At 60.3% G+C, this 21,136-nt stretch carries 17 protein-coding genes; 8 read left to right on the top strand and 9 right to left on the bottom strand.

Translation table 11 applies throughout. The annotated features are described in order from the left end of the window. Positions 1 to 52: 52 nt before the first annotated feature. From P5689_RS06730 to P5689_RS06705, 6 genes are all read right to left on the bottom strand, one after another. On the bottom strand, positions 53 to 346 hold the full coding sequence (locus P5689_RS06730) for a putative quinol monooxygenase (RefSeq protein WP_062165463.1): 294 nt from the start codon (positions 344 to 346) through the stop codon (positions 53 to 55). A 12-nt stretch (positions 347 to 358) separates the two neighbouring features. Further along, entirely contained in the window at positions 359 to 547 is a 189-nt protein-coding gene (locus P5689_RS06725) for a hypothetical protein (RefSeq protein WP_285532584.1), read from the bottom strand. Beyond that, positions 544 to 1,725 carry a glycosyltransferase family 4 protein gene (locus P5689_RS06720; protein ID WP_285532582.1) on the bottom strand — a complete coding sequence of 394 codons (1,182 nt, stop codon included), beginning with the start codon at positions 1,723 to 1,725 and terminating at the stop codon, positions 544 to 546. Before P5689_RS06720 ends, P5689_RS06725 begins: the two co-directional genes overlap by 4 nt. Positions 1,726 to 1,958: 233 nt before the next feature. Next, positions 1,959 to 4,160, bottom strand: a complete 2,202-nt coding sequence (locus P5689_RS06715) for a pyrroloquinoline quinone-dependent dehydrogenase (protein WP_285532580.1) — start codon at positions 4,158 to 4,160, stop codon at positions 1,959 to 1,961. Then, entirely contained in the window at positions 4,160 to 4,543 is a 384-nt protein-coding gene (locus P5689_RS06710; protein ID WP_285532578.1) for a glycerol dehydrogenase, read from the bottom strand. Before P5689_RS06710 ends, P5689_RS06715 begins: the two co-directional genes overlap by 1 nt. 160 nt (positions 4,544 to 4,703) lie before the next feature. Next, positions 4,704 to 5,687: a LysR family transcriptional regulator gene (locus P5689_RS06705; RefSeq protein WP_023979871.1), complete on the bottom strand. Its 984-nt coding sequence runs from the start codon at positions 5,685 to 5,687 to the stop codon at positions 4,704 to 4,706. A gap of 141 nt (positions 5,688 to 5,828) precedes the next feature. On the opposite strand from P5689_RS06705, the gene P5689_RS06700 reads away from it, so the two are divergent. From P5689_RS06700 to P5689_RS06690, 3 genes are read left to right on the top strand one after another with little or no spacing between them, the layout of a single operon-like run. Beyond that, positions 5,829 to 7,433: an MFS transporter gene (locus tag P5689_RS06700; protein WP_023979870.1), complete on the top strand. Its 1,605-nt coding sequence runs from the start codon at positions 5,829 to 5,831 to the stop codon at positions 7,431 to 7,433. Positions 7,434 to 7,446: 13 nt separating this feature from the next. Then, positions 7,447 to 8,523 carry an HlyD family secretion protein gene (locus P5689_RS06695; RefSeq protein ID WP_023979869.1) on the top strand — a complete coding sequence of 359 codons (1,077 nt, stop codon included), beginning with the start codon at positions 7,447 to 7,449 and terminating at the stop codon, positions 8,521 to 8,523. Between the two features lie 5 nt (positions 8,524 to 8,528). Further along, the gene (locus tag P5689_RS06690; protein WP_023979868.1) at positions 8,529 to 10,028 is read left to right on the top strand and encodes an efflux transporter outer membrane subunit; all 1,500 of its coding nucleotides are present in this window, start codon (positions 8,529 to 8,531) and stop codon (positions 10,026 to 10,028) included. 44 nt (positions 10,029 to 10,072) lie between these two features. On the opposite strand, the gene P5689_RS06685 is transcribed toward P5689_RS06690, so the two are convergent. Both P5689_RS06685 and P5689_RS06680 read right to left on the bottom strand, forming a co-directional pair. Next, positions 10,073 to 11,209 carry a hypothetical protein gene (locus P5689_RS06685; protein WP_235075543.1) on the bottom strand — a complete coding sequence of 379 codons (1,137 nt, stop codon included), beginning with the start codon at positions 11,207 to 11,209 and terminating at the stop codon, positions 10,073 to 10,075. A gap of 174 nt (positions 11,210 to 11,383) precedes the next feature. Next, complete coding sequence (locus P5689_RS06680; protein ID WP_023979866.1) at positions 11,384 to 12,232, bottom strand: SDR family oxidoreductase; 849 nt, start codon at positions 12,230 to 12,232, stop codon at positions 11,384 to 11,386. A gap of 55 nt (positions 12,233 to 12,287) precedes the next feature. Between P5689_RS06680 and P5689_RS06675 the strand changes: the two genes are divergently transcribed. Further along, complete coding sequence (locus P5689_RS06675) at positions 12,288 to 13,196, top strand: tetratricopeptide repeat protein (RefSeq protein WP_023979865.1); 909 nt, start codon at positions 12,288 to 12,290, stop codon at positions 13,194 to 13,196. Positions 13,197 to 13,232: 36 nt separating this feature from the next. Here P5689_RS06675 and rbsK read toward each other — a convergent pair whose 3' ends face one another. Beyond that, positions 13,233 to 14,189 (bottom strand): ribokinase, encoded by a 957-nt coding sequence (gene rbsK / locus P5689_RS06670; protein ID WP_023979864.1) that lies wholly within the window; start codon positions 14,187 to 14,189, stop codon positions 13,233 to 13,235. Positions 14,190 to 14,312: 123 nt separating this feature from the next. Here rbsK and P5689_RS06665 point away from each other — a divergent pair, with 123 nt between their 5' ends. The 4 genes from P5689_RS06665 to P5689_RS06650 all read left to right on the top strand — a co-directional run bounded on the left by P5689_RS06665 (position 14,313) and on the right by P5689_RS06650 (position 21,018). After that, positions 14,313 to 15,224 carry a glycosyltransferase family 9 protein gene (locus P5689_RS06665; protein WP_285532576.1) on the top strand — a complete coding sequence of 304 codons (912 nt, stop codon included), beginning with the start codon at positions 14,313 to 14,315 and terminating at the stop codon, positions 15,222 to 15,224. 39 nt (positions 15,225 to 15,263) lie between these two features. Next, complete coding sequence (gene thrS, locus P5689_RS06660; RefSeq protein WP_023979862.1) at positions 15,264 to 17,198, top strand: threonine--tRNA ligase; 1,935 nt, start codon at positions 15,264 to 15,266, stop codon at positions 17,196 to 17,198. Between the two features lie 195 nt (positions 17,199 to 17,393). Continuing rightward, on the top strand, positions 17,394 to 17,915 hold the full coding sequence (gene infC, locus P5689_RS06655) for a translation initiation factor IF-3 (protein ID WP_023979861.1): 522 nt from the start codon (positions 17,394 to 17,396) through the stop codon (positions 17,913 to 17,915). Between the two features lie 709 nt (positions 17,916 to 18,624). Then, complete coding sequence (locus tag P5689_RS06650) at positions 18,625 to 21,018, top strand: hypothetical protein (RefSeq protein ID WP_023979860.1); 2,394 nt, start codon at positions 18,625 to 18,627, stop codon at positions 21,016 to 21,018. Positions 21,019 to 21,136: the final 118 nt, after the last annotated feature.

Genomic DNA, 21,136 nt, shown 5'->3' with positions numbered 1-21,136 from the left:
GCGTTGGTCCTGCAAACCGGGGAGGACGGGCGAGGAACCCGGACGCCCGAAATCAGGCGATATGGGTCAGGAATACGACCTGCGACGCACCACCCTCGACGAGGGTCTTGATGGCGTTGTTGAACACCTTGCCATGTTCCATGCCCATATGGGCCTTGAAGGCATCGTCGTCACGATAGGTCTCTTCGACATGGAAGAAATCGGGGTCGGATTCGAGGGTATAGACCACGAAGCGTTCATTGCCGGGTTCGCCGCGCACGTCATCGGCCAGGGCCGTGAGCAGACGGGCGACTTCCTCGCGCTTGCCGGGCAGGGCGCGCATGGTGGCGTAGAGAGCCTTGGACATGAATGGTTCCTTTCAGGAAGAAGAAGTCTCGGTAGAGGGTGCCGGCATGTCCTGATCCTCAGGCGCCTTGACTACGCGGTTGCGCACCTGGGCCTTGCGGCGCAGCAGGTTGGCGCGCAGGGCTGCGGCCTCACGCGCCAGACGCTTGTCGAGATCAGCCTGCGCTTTTTCGGATAGGCTCGGGCGGGATGGTGTTGTCATGGGCAGTATTCCCGAAAATTGTCCGACAGGCAGCTACCGAGCAGCTCATCATAGACGGCGAGCGTGGCCGATTGCATCTGCCGCGTGGTGTAGTTTTCCGCAATGTGATGACGTGCCGTTTCCGATAGCAGAGAGCGGGCGCCCTCGGACAGGGTGAGGATCTGAAACAGCGCGTCGGCCAGTGCCTGGGCATCGTCGGGCGGGATGAGCAGCCCGGTCTGATAGGGCAGGACGGTTTCCATGGCACCACCCTGCGCGGTCACGACCACGGGCCGTCCCATAGCCTGTGCCTCGATAACCACGCGGCCAAAAGGCTCGGGGCGAAGAGAAGGAACGGTCACGACATCGGCTAGGGCATAGGCTGCGGGCATGTCCTGACAGAGCCCCGCGAAACGCAGGCGCTCGCGCAGACCGAGCTGCGTGGCGGTTGCCTCGATCTCCCTGACATAACTGTCTTTCGGATCGGCAGGGCCGACAAGCACGGCAAGCCAGGGACCGGGTAGCAGATGTTGCAGTCGCGCCATCGCGCGTAGGAGAAACAACTGTCCCTTCCAGCGCGTGAGACGGCCCGGCAACATGATGACGGGCGTACCGGGAGGAACCTGCCATCTTTCGGCGAGGGCCTGGATACGGGCACCATTGACGAGGTCGGGATCAAAGCGGGCCATGTCGGCCCCGCGTGGGATCAGGCGCAGCCGGTCCTCGCCTACCTGATAGTCATCACGCAGGCGGGTGGCGATATAGGTGCTGATGGCAATGACGCGCGCCCCGCGCGCCAGCACCGCATTATAGCGTTTCTTGCCCGGGAAACTGGCCTTGTGCACACCATGCCACGTCGTGACGAAGGGCGTACGGGTGCGACGCGTGGCGCGCCACGCCGCCCAGGCGGGTGCTCTGGAACGCGCATGGACCAGATCGATCCCCTCATCACGGATCAGCTGCGACAGGGTGCGGGCATTACGCAAAATGGCGAGAGGGGATTTCTGACCAAGCGGCAGCTCGATATGGCGGGCGCCGATCGAGAGAAGGCGTGGCACGAGGGCTCCGCGCGCACTCGCCACAACGGCACGACCACCAGCGGCAATAATGGCCTCTGCCATTTCCACAGTCCCCTGCTCGATCCCCCCCGTGCCGAGGGCCGGGAGAACCTGAAGGATATGGGGACGAAGGCGTGACATGGGTTGCCGGTAGCATGAAGCGTGCGTCGCAGGGAGGGGAAAGACATGGCACCAGCCAAAAAACCCTACGTTGCGGGCGTTGTGCCACAGATCAGGCAATCAGGCGCTGCGGGTTGTCGTGCGCTGCGCGAGGCGCGGGCAAAAGAAAAAGGCCGGAGAATACCTCCGGCCTTTCCCTCAGTCTGTCAGGGCCCAGGCGATGACGCGCCTGAGCTTTGTTTTAAAAACAGAACTCAGTGCTTGGCCTCAGCCTCATCAGGCAGGGCATAGACAACGAGTTGGTCAGTGACAGGTGTCATCATGAAGTGATGACCACCGGCCATGATGGCGACATATTGCTTGCCGTTGACTTCATAGGTCATCGGGTTGGCCTGACCGCCGCCGGGGAGTACGTCGGACCACACATCCTTGCCGGTCTTGATGTCGATGGCGCGGATCTGGTTGTCGGTTGCCGCCGCCACAAAGACGAGACCGCCCTTGGTGATGACCGAGCCACCGTTATTCGGCGTGCCGATATTCAGCGGCAGGCCGGTCGGCATGTTCCACGGACCATTGGCGCGAGCCGTGCCGAGGGGGCGCGACCACAGGACCTTCTTGGTCTTGATGTCGATGGCCTCGATCATGCCGTAAGGCGGCTTGTTGCACATCATGCCCGTGTAGTGGTTCCAGAACGGGGTCACGACAATGCCGTAAGGCGTGTCGGCTTGGGCGCCATTACCTTCGGCACCACCACCAGCCGGGTTGTAGGTGGGGTTGTCGATCGGCTTCAGGCCCAGCGCATCAGCCTTCTTGCGGGTGATGAGCTGATCGTACATCGGGGTGGAGTTCCAGTTGGCAATGACGATGCCCGATTGCGGGTCATAGGCCATGCTGCCCCAGTCGCTGCCACCGTTATAGCCGGGATATTCGATATTCGGCTTGTCGAGTGCAGGCGGGGTGAACTCACCAACATAACGTGCCTTGCGGAACATGATGCGGCAATAAAGCTGATCGATGGGCGACATGCCCCACATGTCGCTTTCCTTCAGGTCAGGGAAAGCAAGGCGCGGGAAGGCGGTCGACCAGGGCTGCGTCGGGCTGCGCGGATCATCCGACATGGTGCTGGCGGGCGCAGGCTTTTCAACCACCGGGAATTCCGGCAACGGCTTGCCTGTCGCACGGTCGAGCACGAAAGTCTGGCCACGCTTGGTGGGTACCAGCAGGGCGGGCGTGACCGAGCCATCGGCATGATGATAGTCGAACTTGGTCGCCTGTGAGCCGATGTCGTAGTCCCAAACATCCTTGTGCGCCGTCTGGAAGACCCAGCGCGGCTCGCCTGTCTTGACGTCGAGTGCGACGATGGAGGACGAGACAGCGTTCTCCTTGTCGGTACGCATGGCGCTGTAATAATCGGCGGCCGAGTTGCCGGTCGGGACATAGACCAGGCCAAGCTCGTTATCACCGGTCATGGCAGCCCATGAATTGGGCGTGCCGCGGCTGTAGAACTTGCCGGGCTCGGGCTGGTGATGGTTGTCGGGGTTGTTGACGTCCCAGGCCCAGACGAACTTGCCGCTTTCAGCGTCGTAGCCACGGATCACGCCCGAAGGCGCCCAGCGGCGCTGACCATCGAGAACCTCGTGGTTCACGACAGCGATCCCGTTGATGACCGGGGGCGGGGTGGTCATGGACACAAAACCGGGCACCGATTCACCCATGCCCTGCATCAGGTTGACCTGACCGCCAAAGCCGAAGCCCTCGCACAGCTTTCCCGTCTCGGCATCGACCTGAATCAGGCGCATGTCGAGCGTGGCTTCCATGATGCGGTTATGGCAGGGCTGGCCCTCAGGGATGGTCGAGGAGGTGTAGTAGGTCACGCCCTTGCACGCAGCGGTGTAGGGAATGGACTGGTACTTCACCCCGGCATCATGGCGCCAGATTTCCTTGCCGGTGGCGGCATCGATACGCATCATGTCGTTCATGGCTGAACACATGTAGAGCGAGTTGCCAACCTTGATGGGGGTGGTTTCGGCGGCCCATTTATTGGCTTGCCCCGGACCGGGCTTGCTGCCGGTGTGATAGACGAAGGCGCGCTTGAGCTTGCCGACATTTTCCGGCGTCAGCTGATCCAGCGGCGAAAAGCGCGACTGGTTGGAGTCACGGCCATAAGCGGGCCAGTCCTCACGCGCAGGGGTGCTGTCGATCTGCGGTACAGCAGCCGGGACATCGGCAATGCCGATCTCGGAAATATCGGGCAGATTGGCGGCGTTTACGCCAGGAGCCTGCGGCGCGGAGGGAGCGGGACCACCAAAGCGGCCGGGACCCTGCTTGCGGGCTTCTTCAGGCGCCGTGTGATCTTCACCGGGTGTCGAGTTCGACGGCGGGATCTGTGCGAAAGCCACGGTTGCGGAAATGAGGCCACCAAGGATGGTGGCGGTCATGAGGGCTGGTTTACGCATCAGACAGCTCCGCGGGAAACTGGACGAACCGTATCCTGACGACGCAGGACAGGCAGGCTGAGCACGACGAGAATGGCAATCAGCGTCGGGCCGAACAGGCGCGGCAGCCAGCCCCACCAGTCAAAGCCACATTCGGCAATGGTCCAGACCAGCGTACCAGCCCAGGCGAGAAGGAACAGATAGCCACCCAGAAGGCGGCCCATGGCCATGAAAAGGCCTGAGGCCAGCAGCACGATGCCGCAGATCAGATAATAGGCTGAGCCACCGAGGCTGAGCAGATAGCCGCCACCGCCGACAAAGATCAGTCCGAACAGGACAATGAATATGGCGAGCGCCAATGTCCCCCAGTCGCTGATGCGTCTGGGTCTGGTACGAAACGTCATGAAACCTCCTTGAGACGAACTGCGGAGACTATCCTGAAGGCAAACAGAACAGGGCAACACATATCGGTGAAAATCATGATACGTTCGATGGGATGGCAAGTTTTCTGACCCGAGAACATCTCTTGCCGGATCTTGGCTAGGTGTGTCTGAACCGCACCTGTCAGCAGGGCGTATTCGGATTGTCCTGTAAGGACTCCGTCTTGTTCCGCAGGGCTTTGACCACGGATTGTACTGTTGTGAGAATGGTCTCGCGAAGCCACCTGTGAACCGGGTCGTTGTCCAGCCGCGGATGCCACGCCTGAAAACTGACAAGATCGGGAAGTGGAAACGGAAAAGCGAAAGCTCGGGCCCCGATAGCTTCAAGCGGCAGGCGCCGGATGATGATTTCCGGCAAAGGCAGGATCATGTCTGTTTCACGCATGGTCTCGATCATGGCGTAATCGCTGGGAACCACCAGAGCGATGCGTCTCTCCAGACCGAATTTCTCCGCAAGGACCGCATCAATCGGACCGTGAGCACGTCCCTTGCGGGAGGTGCTGATGTGATCGTAGGCGACCAGCGTCTGTGGTGTGATTTCCTGATCGAGGATCGGGTGTCCCGCGCGGACTACGGCCTCGAACCGGGTCTGGAACAGGGTCTGCTTCTTGATTTCCGGCAGGAGATCCTCGGTGGCACCGATATAGAGGTCTATCGTGCCACGCCTGAGCGCGTCTCCGATGGAATCCTCTGTCTCGGGTGAGAAAACGAGCTGGCAGCGCGGGCAGGACTCCCTGAGTTTCTCGGCGATGGCGCTACCGAAAGCCCCAATAAAAAGGTCACGTGCACGGATCGTGAAATGTGGCGCGATCTGCGACAGATCCAGCTGAGCGCGTGCGCTGACAAGCGCCTCTGCCTCGGCCAGAACCGTCTGCACTCTGCCTAGTAGATCGGCGGCGAAGGGTGTCGGAACCAGTTGTCTGCCAGAGAGTACCAGCAGGGGATCTCCGAAAAGGGTGCGCAGTGAGGCGAGGTGGCGGCTTGCGGCGGCTTCGCTCACCCTGAGCCTTCTGGCGGCGCGCGTAACGCTTTCCTCTTCCAGCAGAACCTGAAGCCAGCGGAGATGATCGAGCGAATAACCGCGTTTGGCTGGCAGGTTTCTGGTCATGGGGGCCGGCCCTCCAGGGATTGCATGGAATGAAAAGGATCTGCCTGACCCTTACGCTAACTGGAAGAATTCTTTTCACGGATTAAGGGTTATTCAGGCTGAGGGGCGAGGCTAGAGACCGGGCGGAGAGGATGTCGCCCCATGATTGCACCCATTAGGCAGACCGCGATGGTTCTGCCATCTCCTGCTGTTACGCCCCTCTTCGGGTTCAGAACAATCATCGGGTGTCTGGGCATGTTGTTGGCCGTGCATGTCGCGGGGTTCAATGAACATGTGACAGAACTTGGCCTGTCCGATCTTCGCGGCGCCATGCATCTGGGTCACGACGAGGGGACGTGGTTCATCTCGATCTACGAGGCCTTCAATATTGCGGCGATGGCCTTCACGCCGTGGTTCTATATCACATTCTCGATCTACCGCTTTGCGCTGTTCATGACGGCAGCGCTGGCCCTGTTGTCCCTGCCGTTGCCTTTCATGACCGATATGGTCCCGATCGGTATTCTTCGTGCCATGCAGGGGCTGAGCGCCGGGTGTCTTCCGCCCATCCTCATGACCGTCATGCTCAAATATCTTCCGCCGCCGCTCAAGGTTTTTGGCATTGGCGGTTACGCCATGAGTGCGACCTTTGGCCCTAATCTGGGCATTCCTTTCGAAGCCCTGCTCTTCGAACGGTTCGGCTGGCACTGGCTTTACTGGGAGGTGTTACCGCTCGGTGCGGTCGCGCTCGCCATGATCGCCTGGGGATTGCCGCAGGACCCCGTCCAGCTTTCGCGTTTTCGCAGCTTCAACTGGCGCGGATTTCTGATTGGCGCGCCCTCCATCCTGTGCGTCGTGACTGTGCTCTATCAGGGGGACCGGCTCGACTGGTTCCGCTCACCTCTCATCACCCATCTGACATTCTGGGGTGGGGCGTTCTTCATCGGGTTTCTGATCCATGAATGGCATCATCATAGCCCGTTCTTTCGTCTGCAATACTGGAAGAGCCGCAATATCACGATGTCCCTGCTGTCACTCGTGGCGGTACTGATCGTGTGTGCTTTGATGAATGAAGTCACGACGACATTTCTTGAGGAGATCAAGGGATATCGCCCCATTCAGGCCGCTCCAGTTTCCCTGACCGTGGCCCTGCCCCAGCTTGTCGTGCTGCCGCTGGTTGCGGCGCTGTGCAACATGCGTCGGGTGGATTGCCGGTGGGTGCTCGGGATCGGCATGGCGCTCCTCGGGCTTTCTGCCTGGCTTGGACTAGACCTGACATCCGAATGGGTGCGCGACAATTTCTATCTTATTCAGGCGCTTCAAATTTTTGGTCAGCCTATGGTGGTCATTCCGGTTCTGATGCTGGCCACTCTCGCGCTCGGCCCGAGCGACGGCCCGTTTATTTCGGGCATGGTCAACATGCTCAAGGGCATGGCCAATGCTCTCGCATTCGCCCTGTTCTCGATCCTGCTGCGCCGCCGCGAGCACTATCATTCGACCATGCTGCTGGATCATCCCCACATGACGCAGGGCTTCGACGGGGCCGATGCGCTGCACAGCTTGCATGAAATGCTTTCAGCGCAGGCGCTGGTGCTCTCCCTGGTCGATATCCTGCTCGTGGTGGTCGTGATCTGCGCCGTTTTCGTGGTGCTGACAGCCATTCTGCCCGGTCGCGTCTATCCCCCAGGGAAGGCGCCAGCCGATTGCAAGCCCACGCAGCCAGACGCCGCCGCGCGGCAGCTCGTGAACTCACCTCTCGCAGCACAGTAACGGAAATCTCCTCATGGCTTACAAGAAACCGCTCCTGTTTGCGGGATGCACTGCGCTTGTCCTGACCGGTCTCGCCTGGAGCGCAGATCGCTTTTTCGTCGGGGATGGGCGTCATCAATCGACCAATGATGCGTATATCACCGCCGATTTCACGCGGGTGGCGCCCAAGGTCGCCGGGCGGATAGACAGCGTGCCTGTTGCGGACAATCAGAAGGTGCGGGCGGGAGACGTTCTGGCGCACATCGAAGACGATGATTATCGTACGGCCCTCGATACGGCTCGGGGCAAGCACCGTGCCGCGCAGGCCGATATCGCCAATCTTGCAGCAGCGCAGCGGCGTCAGTCGGCCCTGATCGACGCGGCGCTTTCCACGATCGAGGCCGATGAGGCCGCCCTGCTTTTCGCGCGGCAGAATGCGGCCCGTTACCGCGCGCTTTCAGCAGGGGGAGCGAGCACGATCGAGCAGCAGCAGGGGGCCGAGGACCGTCAGCGCGAGGCTGTTGCGCGGCTGGCCCGTGACAAGGCGGCTGTGAATGCCGATCGCGCCGGGCTCGCCGTACTCGCTGCAGAAAGCGAGCGTGCGCAGGGTGTCCTGATCCAGACGCGAAGCCTTGTGCGGCAGGCTGAACTCGATCTGTCCTATTGCACCATCACGGCCCCGGTCGATGGGGTAGTCGGGGCGCGCGACGTGCGTGTCGGTATGTATGTCCATCCCGGTACCGGGCTTCTGGCCGTCGTACCGGTGCGTCAGGCCTATGTGATTGCCAATTTTCAGGAAACGCAGATGGCCCGTATGCAGACGGGGCAGAAAGCCGAGATTCGGGTCGACAGCTTTCCCGATGCGGTGCTCCATGCCCATGTCGATAGCGTGGCACCGGCGACGAATGTCGCCTTCGCCGTGATCCAGCCGGACAACGCGACCGGGAACTTCACAAAGGTGGTGCAGCGTGTCCCGGTGAAGCTGGTTTTTGATGACGGGCAGCCTCTGGCACGGCGTGTTCGTGTCGGTATGTCCGTCGAGGCCATGATCGATACGGCCTCGCCGCGAGACGGCGCTCATGGCACCGATGCGCGTTTCGTGTGGGAGTGAGGGAGATGAGACATTTGTCCCGCACGGCAGCGCTGAGCCTTTTCCTGATCCTCGGGGGCTGTTCGGTCGGTCCTAATTTCCATAAACGCGACCCGGTGGCAGCGTCTCACTGGCATGAAAGTGTGACACCCCGGAGAAGCCATCCGGATGAAACCGCGCCGATCGAGGCGCAATGGTGGAAGCTCTACAAGGACCCTGTGCTGACGGCGCTTGAGCAGGATGTGCTCGATGCCAATCTCGACCTCAGGGAAGCGGCCCTTCATTTCGAACAGAGTCGCGCCGAGCGCAGGATCGCAGCCGCGGCGCGTCTGCCCCAGGTGCAGGGCGCCGGCTCTTATGCGCGCGAACGCGCCAGTACGAATGGCATCCTGGGCCTGCTCGGCACGGAAGGGAACCGCGACCCGGCACAGATCGCGGATGGAACACAGGGGTTTGGGCCCGCCGCTGCAGCCGGGCCAAAGGGTAATCCTTCCTTCAACCTGCCCCAATATGGCCTTGGTGCGTCATGGGAGGTCGATTTGTGGGGGCATGTGCGCCGTCAGGTCGAGGCCGCGACAGCCTCCATGCAGGCAATGCGCGAGATGCAGCGCGATACGCTGGTTTCGCTCATGGCGGAGACGGCCCAGAACTATATTGCTCTGCGCAATGTGCAGGCTCAGACCGAGATTACCCGACAGAGTCTGGATATCGCTCGCCACAGTGTCGATCTGACCGTCTTGCGTGTGACCCAGGGTACGGCGACAAAACTCGACCTGGCCTATGCGCGTGGTCAGCTGCATGGTTTCGAGGCCCGTTTGCCGCAACTGCATCGTGAAGAAGTGCATCTTCTCAATGCTTTGGCGTTTCTGATGGCACGCGAACCGGGAACCCTGTCACGGCGTCTTGCAGGTACGGGCAATATTCCACCGCTCCCTGAAACCATTCCGGTTGGATTGCCCTCGCAGCTTGCCGAGAGACGCCCGGATATACGGGCAGCCCAGGCGCGTCTGCATGCAGCGACGGCCACGATCGGGGTTGCTGTGGCTGATTTCTTTCCTCGTATCACGTTGTCCGGCAGTCTGGATGTCCAGGCGCTCCAGTTCAGCGGCCTCGGGTCATGGGCATCGCGTCAGTATGGTTTTGGTCCGACCATGACCATTCCGCTGTTCGAGGGCGGGAAGCTTGCGGGGCAACTTGCCTTGCGCAGGCTTCAGCAGAAAGAAGCGGCCATCGCGCTCCAAAGAACGGTTCTTCACGCATGGGAGGAGGTCGATGATGCCATGGCCGATCTGGGCACAGCCCAGGAGCGCCACGATCGACTGGCTGAGGCGGTCACTGAAAGTGAGACCGCTGTACGGGTGGCGCAGTTGCAGTATGCCCAGGGCGCCGGTGACTTTCTCAACATTCTGACGACGCAGAACGGGCTGCTTGAGAGCCGGAGTGCCCTTTCGGATGCGCGGGCCGATGTCTCGGCGTCGATGGCGCGGCTCTACCGGGCTTTGGGCGGTGGGTGGGCCCGATCATAGCTGAACGGCGTGACGTTTTTTCAGATGCCCCCCGTACACCCAGCCTAGCCTGCGGGAATTGTAATGACGGCGCCGGGCGAATGACTGGTGGCGGCAAGGGCAGCAAGGATCTGCATCATGGTGAAGCTCAGCTTGCTGCGGAAATCGTCATCGCTGATCCAGTACCAGCGGTCCCGGTAGTGCACCTCGTCGTAATTATGCTCGGGTGCGGATTTGCCGGAATGGATCACCACATCGGGGCGTGTCTCGATACCGACCGGGCTGATGGTGGGCAGCGTGCGTCTGGCTCTCACATCCTCCTCGGGCACATCCATCTCATAGGCGATCTGCGACAGCATGGCGAACATGGAGCGCGTGAGGATGGCGATCTGTCCCGGCACCTTGGGATAGGGGCCGTAAACGATTTCGGCCTCTTCAGCATGGGGGTCGAGATGCAGCAGACGGCGCACCTCGGCCTGGATGGTGGTCAGGGCCGGATCCGAGGTGGCGGTCAGAACCAGATAGGCGTGTTCGGGCTGTGTCCCCGCTGGTTTGTTGGCGGAGCCCGAGGGGGGCTGGTCACCTGAAGGTTTGGGGGCATCGGTCGAGATGCGTATGGTCATGGCGCCCTGGATCTGCAACTGGCGCAGATCATGCAGCAGCAGGTAGAATCGTACGGAACCACCGCCCGTAGGGCCAGCGCCAAGAGCGCGGACATTGGACAATCCATCGATCGACTGCGCCGTCAGACGCAAAAGCGTGTCGATGGGCAGGCCGCCAAGACTGAGCGGCATGATGACCACAGGCGAGATGGGCCGGATGACGTTTTCGGCATATTGCTGCCCGGTCTCGGGCTGGTAGGTAAAGGTCGGGCTTTCCTGCAGCGTGGCAGTGCCGCTGCCGAACAGATAGCTTCCTACGCCAGAGGGGAAGGCGTTGAACCCGCCATTGACCGAACGATTGAACTGATAGCCTGCGATGACTTGCGTGGTATCGAGAAAGGTCGGCGGGTCGGCATAGCGTATGCGTATGATGTTCAGCAGCATCGCATGCTTCTCGGCCTCACCCAGAGCACGCGAATAATCGAGCTGATCATGTGACAGGCGTGTCGGCCCGATGGTGATGCAGCCCGTCAGCAGGCAAGGCAGCATGATAGCGCGAAGCGCAGGCAGAAGCGGGAGGAGAAAACGGAGCATGGTCATGGGCGCTTCCGGCTTAGCGTATCCGTGAACAGGGTTGCCAGTCCGGAATGACTTTTTTGCCGGAAATAGAATTTTCAAAGCGGATGTCTCATCGACGCCTTCAGCATCTCATCTCCGGGGGTGGTGTGTGTCACAGGGTATAAGGGACATACCATGTGCAGAGCCTTTTGCCATTCAGGGTGTTTCAGAGGCGTAAATGGCAGCCAGTCCTTCGCGATAGCTGGGGTAAAGCCAGGACCGCCTGAGATGTTGCTGCGTCAGTCTGCTTTGAACAACACGCCTTTCTGACCAGAAACTGCGGGCCATCGGGCTCAGCTCTGCCCAGGCGGCCTCAAAGCTTACTCTGGGGGGAAGGGGATGATGGCTTAGGCGTGCGGCTTCCTCGAACACATCGGCCTGAGGGCTGGGACAGTCATCGACAAAATTCAGGATGCGGGAAGAGGCAGGAGAGGCGGTGGCCATCGCTGCAAGTGTGGCACCGGCGATATCGTCGCGGTGGATACGGCTGAACAGGTGACCGGGTGCATCGACCAGCTTGGCCTTGCCTGAGCGCAGCGTGTCGAACGCCGAGCGCCCGGGGCCATATATGCCGCCAAGCCGCATGATATCACAGGCGATCTGGCGGTCGCGTGCAAGCGCCTGCCAGTCCTGCTCGGCCTGCACACGGGCACGGCTGCGCGACTGACCGGGAGCGACGGGTGCGGTTTCATCAACGCTGCCACCCTGACGGTCGCCATAGACGCCGGTGGTCGAGTAATAGCCGATCCAGCGCAGATGGGGCGCCTCGCGCAGCACGTCTTCATAGCGAAGCAGTGCCGGGTCGCCTGCCTCGGAAGGCGGCGCGCTGATCAGCACATGGGTCGCCTTATGCAAAGCCTCTCCGGCGGCATCGAAAGCGAGCAGAGTCGAGTCCGGCTCGGGCGCGCGTTTCGTACCGGTCACGTGCCAGCCCTGGGCCTTGGCGGGTGCGACAACGGCACTGGCAGAATAGCCCTGACCCAGAATAACGAGGTGAGGTGGCATGAAAGCTCCCATTCGCGCTTGACCGCTGGCGCGATGCCGCGCCAATTCACAAGGTATGAAACATGCTTTTGGTGCCTTGGCGATAGGGAGTGGCCTTTGGGCAGGGGGGGCGCTGGCCTATTCCCCGCCGCAAACCCTTGCGCATTGCCTGGCACCGTTACCCGATACCCCCGATCTGGTGCAGGAAACGGCGCAGGACTGGCTGCATCATGGCGGGGCGCGCAGCGCGCATGAGTGTCTGGCGCAGGCTGATCTGGCACTTGGCGCCTATCGGGATGCTGCGACGGAGTTCGAGGGTCTCGCAGCGCCGGAGGCCCCCCCCGCCATTCAGGGTGGAAAAGGCCAGCAAGGGCATGGCGCGTCGGTGCCGGAAGGGCCTGCCTTGCCCTCGCATGCCGCTACCGCGCAGGACGGGCATGGTGGGGACACCGGTGAGCGTGCCGTTTTTGCCGAGCAGGCGGCCGCAGCCTGGTTGCTGGCAGGGGACGGAAAAGCAGCGGAACGTGCGGCGCGGCAGGCATTGTCGCATGATTCCGGGCCGCTTGGGCGCAGGGTGCTTCTGGCCCGCAGCCTGTCGATGCAGGGGCATTTTGCAGAAACGATCACCGCTCTCGGCGCTCTGCCGGGTGACGGTCTGGCTGTGCCACCAACGGCAGCGGCGGTGGCAAAACCGGAGGCTCTGCCAGACCCCTATCTGGTCGGTGCTTTCGTGGTCCGCGCCACCGCCTATCGGTATCTAGGGCAGAGCTTGAAAGCGATGGCAGATGCCAATCGGGCGCTAGCCCTGTCGCCCGATGATGTCGAGGCCCTGCTGGAGCGCGGGATCCTGAATGTGCGCCTGCGGCAATACGGGCAGGCGCGCCAGGACTGGGACCGTGTGATTACCCTCGCCCCGGACGGCCACGAAGCCTATCTGGCAAGACAGGACGAGGCCGTTCTCGACGCTGACCCCGATCAGGACTGACCTGGCGTCAGCCTCGGTGGTCGGATTTTGTCCCGGTCAGGAAGCCAGTCTGCTTTCGACCATCGTCGTGACATCGTGCCAGTGGGGTGCTGATTCGGCAGCGCCAAGCTGCGTGGTCGCGAGCGCACCGCAAGCTGCAGCAAAATGCACAGATTCGTCGAACGGCTTGCCCAGGGTAAGGGCCGCGGCGAGACCGGCGTTGAAACAATCGCCTGCTGCGACAGTGTCGATAGCCTTGACCGGATAAGGGGGGACAAAGCCTTCCCGACCACCGCTGAGATAATACACCCCTCTTGCCCCCATCTTGACCAGTGCATGGGTGGCACCGAGGGACTGCAATTTGCGCGCAGCCCGCGCAGCGTCTTCCTGCGTCTCAGGGTAGATGCCAGTCAGAAGGCGCGTTTCGGTTTCGTTGGGGGTGACGATATCGAGAGCGCGCCACAGGGCCTCAGGCAGGCCATCGGCTGGGGCGGGGGCCGGGTCGACAATCACAAGCGTTCCTGCGCGCCTTGCGGTCTCGGCGATTTCGATTGTGAGGGCGAGAGGAATTTCGAGCTGAAGAAGCAGCACCGATGCCTGTTCGATCAGGGATCGATGGGCGGCGACATCACTGCTGTCGAGCGCCATATTGGCACCGCCTGCAACGGTAATGATGTTCTCGGCCTTTTCATCAACCGTGATCAGCGCAACGCCTGTCGGGTGAGCGGGGTCCTCTCGCAGGGCTGTGAGATCGACGCCAAAAGGGATGAGAAGCTTGCGCGCCATGGCACCGAAATTATCGGTGCCGGTGCGGCCCGCCATGAAAACGTTCAGCCCGCAGCCCTGTCCGAGACGCGCTGCGGCAGCGGCCTGATTGGCTCCCTTGCCACCAAGCCCAATGGCGTAGCTTGCGGCATGAACCGTTTCGCCCGGATGGGGGATGCGCTCGGCGCGGGCGGTGATGTCGATATTGACGCTGCCGAAGGAAAGGATGTGGGAAGGATTGTCGGACATGGGGGGTTCCTGCACCGGATTCTGGTCCTGCTTGCGGGGCGACACGGGTCCGGGCATGGCCTGACGCCGGGAGAGCAGACAGATGGCGTATCATCGCAGCGCGCCCTCGGCTAGGATGGCCGGATGTTTCGTATACTCGTGATCAAGCTCGGCGCGCTGGGTGATTTCGTGCAGGCCTTCGCCCCCTTTGCCGCCATCAGGGCGCGCTGGCCCGAGGCAGAGATCACCCTGCTGACCACCACGCCGTTTGCACCGCTGGCCAAGGCCAGCCCGTGGTTCGATCACGTAACCGTCGATGCGCGACCGCGCTGGTCGGACCTGCGTGGCGTGATGGCCCTGCGTCGCACCCTGCGCGGGCATGATCTGGTGATTGATCTGCAGACATCAGGGCGCAGTACCCGGTATCAGCGTCTGGCCGGGCAGAAACGCTGGTGCGGGATTGCGCCGGATGGGACATTCTTTCACGACAACCCCTATCGTGATGTCATGCACAGCGTGGCGCGACAGCGTGATCAGCTGGCGCGGCTGGGTGTGTCTGAATTGCCCTGCACGGATCTGGAGTGGCTGGGGCGTGGTGGCCCCGATCTGCCTGCCCCCTATGCGGTCATCGTGCCGGGGGCGGCCCCTCATCGGCCCGCCAAACGCTGGCCGGCCCGCCATTATGCGGCTCTGGCGCATGAGCTGCTCGCATCGGGCCTGCATGTCGTCATGATCGGCGCAGCCAGCGAATCCGGTTTGGCTAAAACGATCAAGGCTCAGGTGCCCGCCATGCTCGACCTGACAGGACAGACGGATCTGCTGGCGCTGGGGGGGATCCTGGCGCGCGCCGCTCTGGCGGTTGGTAATGATACAGGCCCGATGCATCTGGCGGCTGCGATGGGTTGCCGGTCTCTTGTTCTGTTTTCTGGTGAAAGTAACCCGCGTCTGACGGCGCCGGTCGGGCGCGCGCCAGGTCAGGTGCGTATTCTGGCCGTTGATGATCTGCGCAGGCTTGACGTTTCCAGGGTTGCGGCCTGCCTTAACTGGGGCCATTAGAACAGCTCAACTTATCTCTTACGCCAGGAGCGCATCTCCATGCCTGCCATTACCCTGCCCGATGGTTCCGTTCGCACGTTCGACGGTGCCACGACTGGCACGGCAGTCGCGGCTTCGATCGGTCCCGGTCTGGCGCGTGCTGCCGTTGCGATGAGCCTGAATGGCAAGCTGGTCGATCTCTCGACGGCCATTGCCGAGGATTCAGGGCTGCGCTTCATCACGCGCAAGGATGATATCGTTCTGGAGATGATCCGCCATGATACCGCCCATGTGCTGGCCGAAGCCGTGCAGGCGCTCTGGCCCGGCACGCAGGTGACGATTGGCCCCTCTATCAAGGACGGGTTCTATTACGATTTCTTCCGCAATCAGCCTTTCACGCCCGAGGATTTCGAGGCGATCGAGGCCAAGATGCGTGAGATCATCGCGGCCAATGCGCCGTTCGAGCGTGAGGAATGGGATCGTGACGCGGCCATTGCCTTCTTCGAGGAGAAGGGTGAGCGCTTCAAGGCGGAACTGATCCGTGATCTGCCCGAGAGCGAGACCATCTCGATCTATCGTCAGGGGGCATGGCTTGATCTGTGCCGTGGGCCGCATATGCGCGGCACCGGCGATATCGGCACGGCGTTCAAGCTCATGAAGGTGGCAGGCGCGTATTGGCGTGGCGACCATCGTAACCCCATGCTGACGCGTATCTATGGCACGGCCTGGCGCGATCAGAAGGAACTCGACGCCTATCTGCACCAGCTGGAAGAGGCAGAGAAGCGCGACCATCGCCGTATCGGCCGCGAGATGGATCTGTTCCATATCCAGGAAGAGGCGGTAGGCCAGATTTTCTGGCACGCCAAGGGCTGGCGTCTGTACACCGTGCTTCAGGACTATATGCGCCGTATCCAGACGCGCTATGGCTATGAGGAAGTGCGTACGCCGCAACTGGTGGACCGTGCCCTGTGGGAAGCCTCGGGCCATTGGGACAAATATCGCGAGCACATGTTCATCGCGACGGTTGAGGATGAGGAAAAGACCCTCGCCCTCAAGCCCATGAACTGCCCCTGCCATGTGCAGATCTTCCGCCATGGGCTGCGCTCCTATCGCGAGCTGCCGTTGCGTATGGCGGAGTTCGGCGCGTGTCATCGTTACGAGCCCTCAGGGGCGCTGCATGGCATCATGCGTGTCCGTGGCTTCACGCAGGACGATGCGCATATCTTCTGCACCGAGGAACAGATTGCAGCCGAGACGGCGACGTTTGTTGCCATGCTCGATGAGGTCTATCGGGATCTGGGCTTCGAGAATTTCCGCGTGAAGTTCTCCGACCGTCCTGACGCGCGTGCGGGTGACGATGCGACCTGGGACAAGTCGGAGAAGGCGCTCAAGGAAGCCTGCGCGTTGGCGGGTGTGACATTCGAGACCAATCCGGGCGAGGGCGCCTTCTATGGCCCGAAACTCGAATTCGTGTTGACGGATGCGATCGGTCGCGACTGGCAGTGCGGCACGTTGCAGGTCGATTTCATCCTGCCCGAGCGTCTGGATGCTTCCTATATCGGTGAGGACAGCGCGCGCCACCGCCCGGTGATGCTGCATCGCGCCATTCTCGGTAGCTTCGAGCGCTTCATCGGCATCCTGATCGAGCAGTTTGCCGGCAAGTTCCCGCTCTGGCTGGCCCCGACGCAGGTTGTGGTGGCAAGCATCGTGACAGATGCTGAGCCTTACGCGCAGGAAGTGGCTGCAAAGCTGCGCCGCGCCGGGCTTCAGGTTGAGGTGGACGGGCGTAACGAAAAGATCAACGCGAAGATCCGCGAGCATTCGCTTGCCCGTGTTCCTGTCATTCTCGTCGTGGGACGCCGCGAGGCGGAAGAAGGCAAGGTGGCCATGCGTCGTCTGGGCGGCGCAGCGCAGGAAATTCTGGGCCTTGAGGAAGTGGTCACACTTCTGGGCGAGGAAGCCAAGGCACCCGATATGCAACGCTTGCAGGGCTGAAACGCAGCAGACAGGCGCGAAAACCTTGCAATCCCGGTGCTTCGTGACTATGTCGGGCACCGGCCTTCCCGCGAACAAGCCGTTAATTTCGTCACGCTAAGGTGATGAAATTTTTGGCCGTATTGCGCGTATTGAAGTGCCGACAAGCACAAGATCTGAAAACGTCGACAGGAGACGACCATAGCTAGACCACCGATGCAGGCCGCACCCACCCGTGAAGGGCCCCGAGTTAACGAGGAAATCCGTGTTCCTCAGGTGCGCTTGATTGACGCCGACGGCGAAATGGCTGGCGTCATGACAACGCGCGATGCTCTTGCACGCGCCTATTCGGTCGGACTCGACCTTCTGGAAATCAGCCCGACGGCTGAGCCGCCGGTCGTCAAGATTCTCGACTACGGCAAGTTCAAATACGAACAGCAGAAGAAGAAGAACGAAGCGCGCAAAAAGCAGAAGGTTATCGAGATCAAGGAAGTCAAGGTGCGCCCCAGCACCAATGAAAATGACTACCAGGTGAAGCTGCGCGCCATGAATTCCTTCCTGGCTGAAGGCGACAAGGTCAAGGTTTCGCTGCGCTTCAAGGGTCGCGAAATGGCCCATCAGGAGCTCGGCATCAAGATGCTTGAGCGTATCCGCACCGAAATGGAAGATAAGGCCAAGGTTGAGCAGATGCCCAAGCTTGAGAACCGTCAGATGATCATGGTGCTCGCACCACGCTGATACTCGCCCTGTCAGTCATCGCCTATGGAAAAGCCCCGGTTCTCACCGGGGCTTTTTTTTGTCTCGCATACGGAGTCGCCATGACTGGTTCTGCCATTACAGGTCATGGCTGACGGGAGACTCTCTGAATGCAGAGGAGGGCGCGCGGTATTCCTGTGGGCAGGCGTCGTGTGCAGTTGGGCAGGCCCTGCCATGAGCCTTGCGGCGGCGCACCCTGAGCGCCCTCGCAAGGCCTTCCTTGCCATTTGACGGTGCTAAACGATCCGGGGACCATCAGAGGATCGCTGGTCATAATCCAAAATGGGCCGTTTCAGTCACTCAAATCAGTACAGAACTCGGTGAGTGTAACATTACGGTCGGAAGGGATGCTCCGACGGATGCTCATATATTGAGTGTATTGATCGCCGATAACGTCTGTAGAGACGGCTCTTAACGAAGTTTGACATCTGTTACGGCTTTATGTCAGCGATTATGGCGATCTTCATATTTTTTAGGCTGGTTCTATCGAACTATATCGATGATTATAATTTTCTACAAAGTAAATCCCAAGAACAGAGCGGTATCATTCTATGTTCGTGATGTATTTTAAGATCACGTTTGAGTGAGAATTTTGTTTGGAAATTAAGACAATTTAAATGCTCAGGGTGCAGACTAGTCAACATACAGAGCATAAAGTCTATTTTAACGACGAAAGAGGGTCGGATTAACGATGAATACGAACAGTACTGGCTCATTGACCAATATCTACACCGACCCTAGTGTGAGTGGGCCCAACCTGCCCATGAATACCCAGCAGGTTGTGAACGGGCAGATCGTCTATAATGCGTCGTCGTCCCAGCTTGATGGTGGTCAGTCACCTGACTGGGCCATCATCCAGTGGAATCAGGAGACAGCGTTCGATCCGACCACTGGCGACGATACCCGCGTATGGGACCCCAATTTCGGCTATTCCGTCGGGCACTGGACGCAGGGCTCCGCAACATCGGCAGCGGGGAAGACAAGCTATAATGTCTTTAAGGACCCGGATAACGGCCATTACATCTACCAGATGGCCGCACAGGGCGGGAACCTGCTCGACGTACAGCTTGCCGCCGTCAAGGCAGTAGACGGGCAATATTCATTCAATCATCAGATCACAGCGTCGTTCAATCAGGGAATCAGCAATTATTCCGGAACGACCGGCGTCTATCAGGCCGGCATTAATTTCACGATCAATTTCCACAGCTCGACCATGAGTTTCGGTCTGTTCCTGCAGTTTGAGACCGTCGACTACAAGGGCGTACCAGAGACCTATATCTCAATACCTAAATCTCTCGGTGGATCCATTTATAACTTCACCGGTATTCAGGCGGATTACATCAACCCCAAAGTCGCTTCGAATAACGGGGTCATGTATCAGACCACGGTTGATGTGAATCAGGGGCTAATGGCCGCGATCAAGGCCATTGTCGGGCTTTACCCCAACCTCGCCAGCGAGGTCGAGAATCTAAGCAACTGGTATCTGAGCGGTTGCTATATCGGTGTCGAGACGATCGGTACGGGTCAGGCGACCGACGTGACCGGTAATTACAATGTCGAAGACCCGACCATTACCTACGACACCAGCAAGACCCTGAGTTATGCCGACCGTTCGACCACGGCCAAGGTCGTGTCCATGACACCTGAAAACAGCGTAACAACAACGACAACCAGCGAGGTTTCCATGCCCAATCTTATCGTCAAGGGTGTCAACAACACCGTCAATGTGGCGTACACCTCCGGCGATACGGCCGGCATGATGGCGAAGTCCTATGCTTCGAGCATTCAGACGCTGCTGGCGGCAGGAACACTCGATAACAGCATTCTCTCGACTGGCTCGAACACCTTCGTGTCTTCCCAGAAGGCATCCCAGGCCATTGTGGATACCGCTGGCACGTATGGCGTGTCGGGTAATTACACCAATATCGTCGTTGCCTCGACCGATACCAGCACGCTCAATGGCGCCACCACGCTTGATACCACACAGAATACTGCCAATTACCTGAATATCGTCTCGAGCAACCAGTATGGCTCGACGGTCAAGGTTGGAAATAATTCCGGCAGTTTCGCTGCCACCCAGGGCAATAACGTGTTCAACGCCGCCGGCTCGACGGGCAAATGGAATATTGCAACGGGCGCAGGCAACGACACCATTTATGGTGCCCAGGGTACGAACACCATCACCGGTGGCACGGGGAACAACCTTATCTATCTCGGGGGGTCGAACAACTTCGTGAATTCGGTCGGGCAGGACACGATTTATGGTGCTGCTGGAGCCATCGATACTGTGTCATTGCAGGGGGGCAATACAACGGCCTCGCTCAAGACCAATGCGGCCGTAATGGATTTCTCCAGCAACAACACGATCACCGTCGGGGACAACAGCACGGTGTACGGAGGCACGTCCTCGGTGGTCAATGTAAGTTCGGGCTCGGCCACAGTGACCGGCACCCAGGGTGATACGATTTCGGCAACGGGAAATCTTCAGGTCGTGCACGGCAGCAATCAGTCGATCAGTGTGAGCGGTGCGCTGAATTTCATCTCCGGCACCGGCAATACGGCCATCTCTGCCGGAAGCGGTACGATCTTCGGTGCTGACGGACTGACTGCGACGCTGAGTTCCTCCTCGCGCCTTCTGTTTACGGCCAACCAGCCCTACACCACAGGGGCACAGACCATTGACGGCCGCAACGTTGCTGGCGGCCTGTCGGCCTGGACCGGTGCTGGCCAGCAGACGGTTATTGGCGGCACGGCCTCCGACCAGTTCTACTTTGGCACGGCTTTCACTGGTACGTCTGACAGCGCGGCATCGGCAACGGTGACGGGCGGCTCCGGCGCAGGCAATCTGTTCGGTATGCTGAGCAACCACACCGCAGGCAGCTTTACGATTACCGATTTCCGGGCAGCCGATAACAAGTTCTTCCTTTATAACTACAAGCCGTCCTCCTCGGATGCCGCAGCTCAAACCATCCTAAGCACCGCAACGGTGTCGGGCGGCAATACTTCCGTCATGATCGACGGGAATGCCAAGATCACGTTCATTGGCGTCACTGACCTCAAGACAAGCGACTTTACCATCAGCTGATGACCCATTCCCGCATTGTCCGCCTTCTTCCCGACACTACGGGATAAGGGCAGGCAGCGCTTTAACCGGCCACACGAGGGGATCGCCTGGTTCTCCTGTGTGGCCGTATTCATGCCGG

The sequence above is a fragment of the Asaia sp. HumB genome (assembly GCF_030263835.1).
GTDB classification, from domain to species: Bacteria; Pseudomonadota; Alphaproteobacteria; order Acetobacterales; family Acetobacteraceae; genus Asaia; species Asaia bogorensis.
The sequence above is the reverse complement of the archived record's forward strand: the minus strand, read 5'-3'. Positions and strand labels throughout refer to the sequence as shown.

Excerpts from the sequence above, each read along its gene's own strand:
- P5689_RS06730 (WP_062165463.1), bottom strand. The coding sequence starts at position 346 with ATGTCCAAGGCTCTCTACGCCACCATGCGCGCCCTGCCCGGCAAGCGC.
- P5689_RS06725 (WP_285532584.1), bottom strand. The coding sequence starts at position 547 with ATGACAACACCATCCCGCCCGAGCCTATCCGAAAAAGCGCAGGCTGAT.
- P5689_RS06720 (WP_285532582.1), bottom strand. The coding sequence starts at position 1,725 with ATGTCACGCCTTCGTCCCCATATCCTTCAGGTTCTCCCGGCCCTCGGC.
- P5689_RS06715 (WP_285532580.1), bottom strand. The coding sequence starts at position 4,160 with ATGCGTAAACCAGCCCTCATGACCGCCACCATCCTTGGTGGCCTCATT.
- P5689_RS06710 (WP_285532578.1), bottom strand. The coding sequence starts at position 4,543 with ATGACGTTTCGTACCAGACCCAGACGCATCAGCGACTGGGGGACATTG.
- P5689_RS06705 (WP_023979871.1), bottom strand. The coding sequence starts at position 5,687 with ATGACCAGAAACCTGCCAGCCAAACGCGGTTATTCGCTCGATCATCTC.
- P5689_RS06700 (WP_023979870.1), top strand. The coding sequence starts at position 5,829 with ATGATTGCACCCATTAGGCAGACCGCGATGGTTCTGCCATCTCCTGCT.
- P5689_RS06695 (WP_023979869.1), top strand. The coding sequence starts at position 7,447 with ATGGCTTACAAGAAACCGCTCCTGTTTGCGGGATGCACTGCGCTTGTC.
- P5689_RS06690 (WP_023979868.1), top strand. The coding sequence starts at position 8,529 with ATGAGACATTTGTCCCGCACGGCAGCGCTGAGCCTTTTCCTGATCCTC.
- P5689_RS06685 (WP_235075543.1), bottom strand. The coding sequence starts at position 11,209 with ATGACCATGCTCCGTTTTCTCCTCCCGCTTCTGCCTGCGCTTCGCGCT.
- P5689_RS06680 (WP_023979866.1), bottom strand. The coding sequence starts at position 12,232 with ATGCCACCTCACCTCGTTATTCTGGGTCAGGGCTATTCTGCCAGTGCC.
- P5689_RS06675 (WP_023979865.1), top strand. The coding sequence starts at position 12,288 with ATGAAACATGCTTTTGGTGCCTTGGCGATAGGGAGTGGCCTTTGGGCA.
- rbsK (WP_023979864.1), bottom strand. The coding sequence starts at position 14,189 with ATGTCCGACAATCCTTCCCACATCCTTTCCTTCGGCAGCGTCAATATC.
- P5689_RS06665 (WP_285532576.1), top strand. The coding sequence starts at position 14,313 with ATGTTTCGTATACTCGTGATCAAGCTCGGCGCGCTGGGTGATTTCGTG.
- thrS (WP_023979862.1), top strand. The coding sequence starts at position 15,264 with ATGCCTGCCATTACCCTGCCCGATGGTTCCGTTCGCACGTTCGACGGT.
- infC (WP_023979861.1), top strand. The coding sequence starts at position 17,394 with ATGCAGGCCGCACCCACCCGTGAAGGGCCCCGAGTTAACGAGGAAATC.
- P5689_RS06650 (WP_023979860.1), top strand. The coding sequence starts at position 18,625 with ATGAATACGAACAGTACTGGCTCATTGACCAATATCTACACCGACCCT.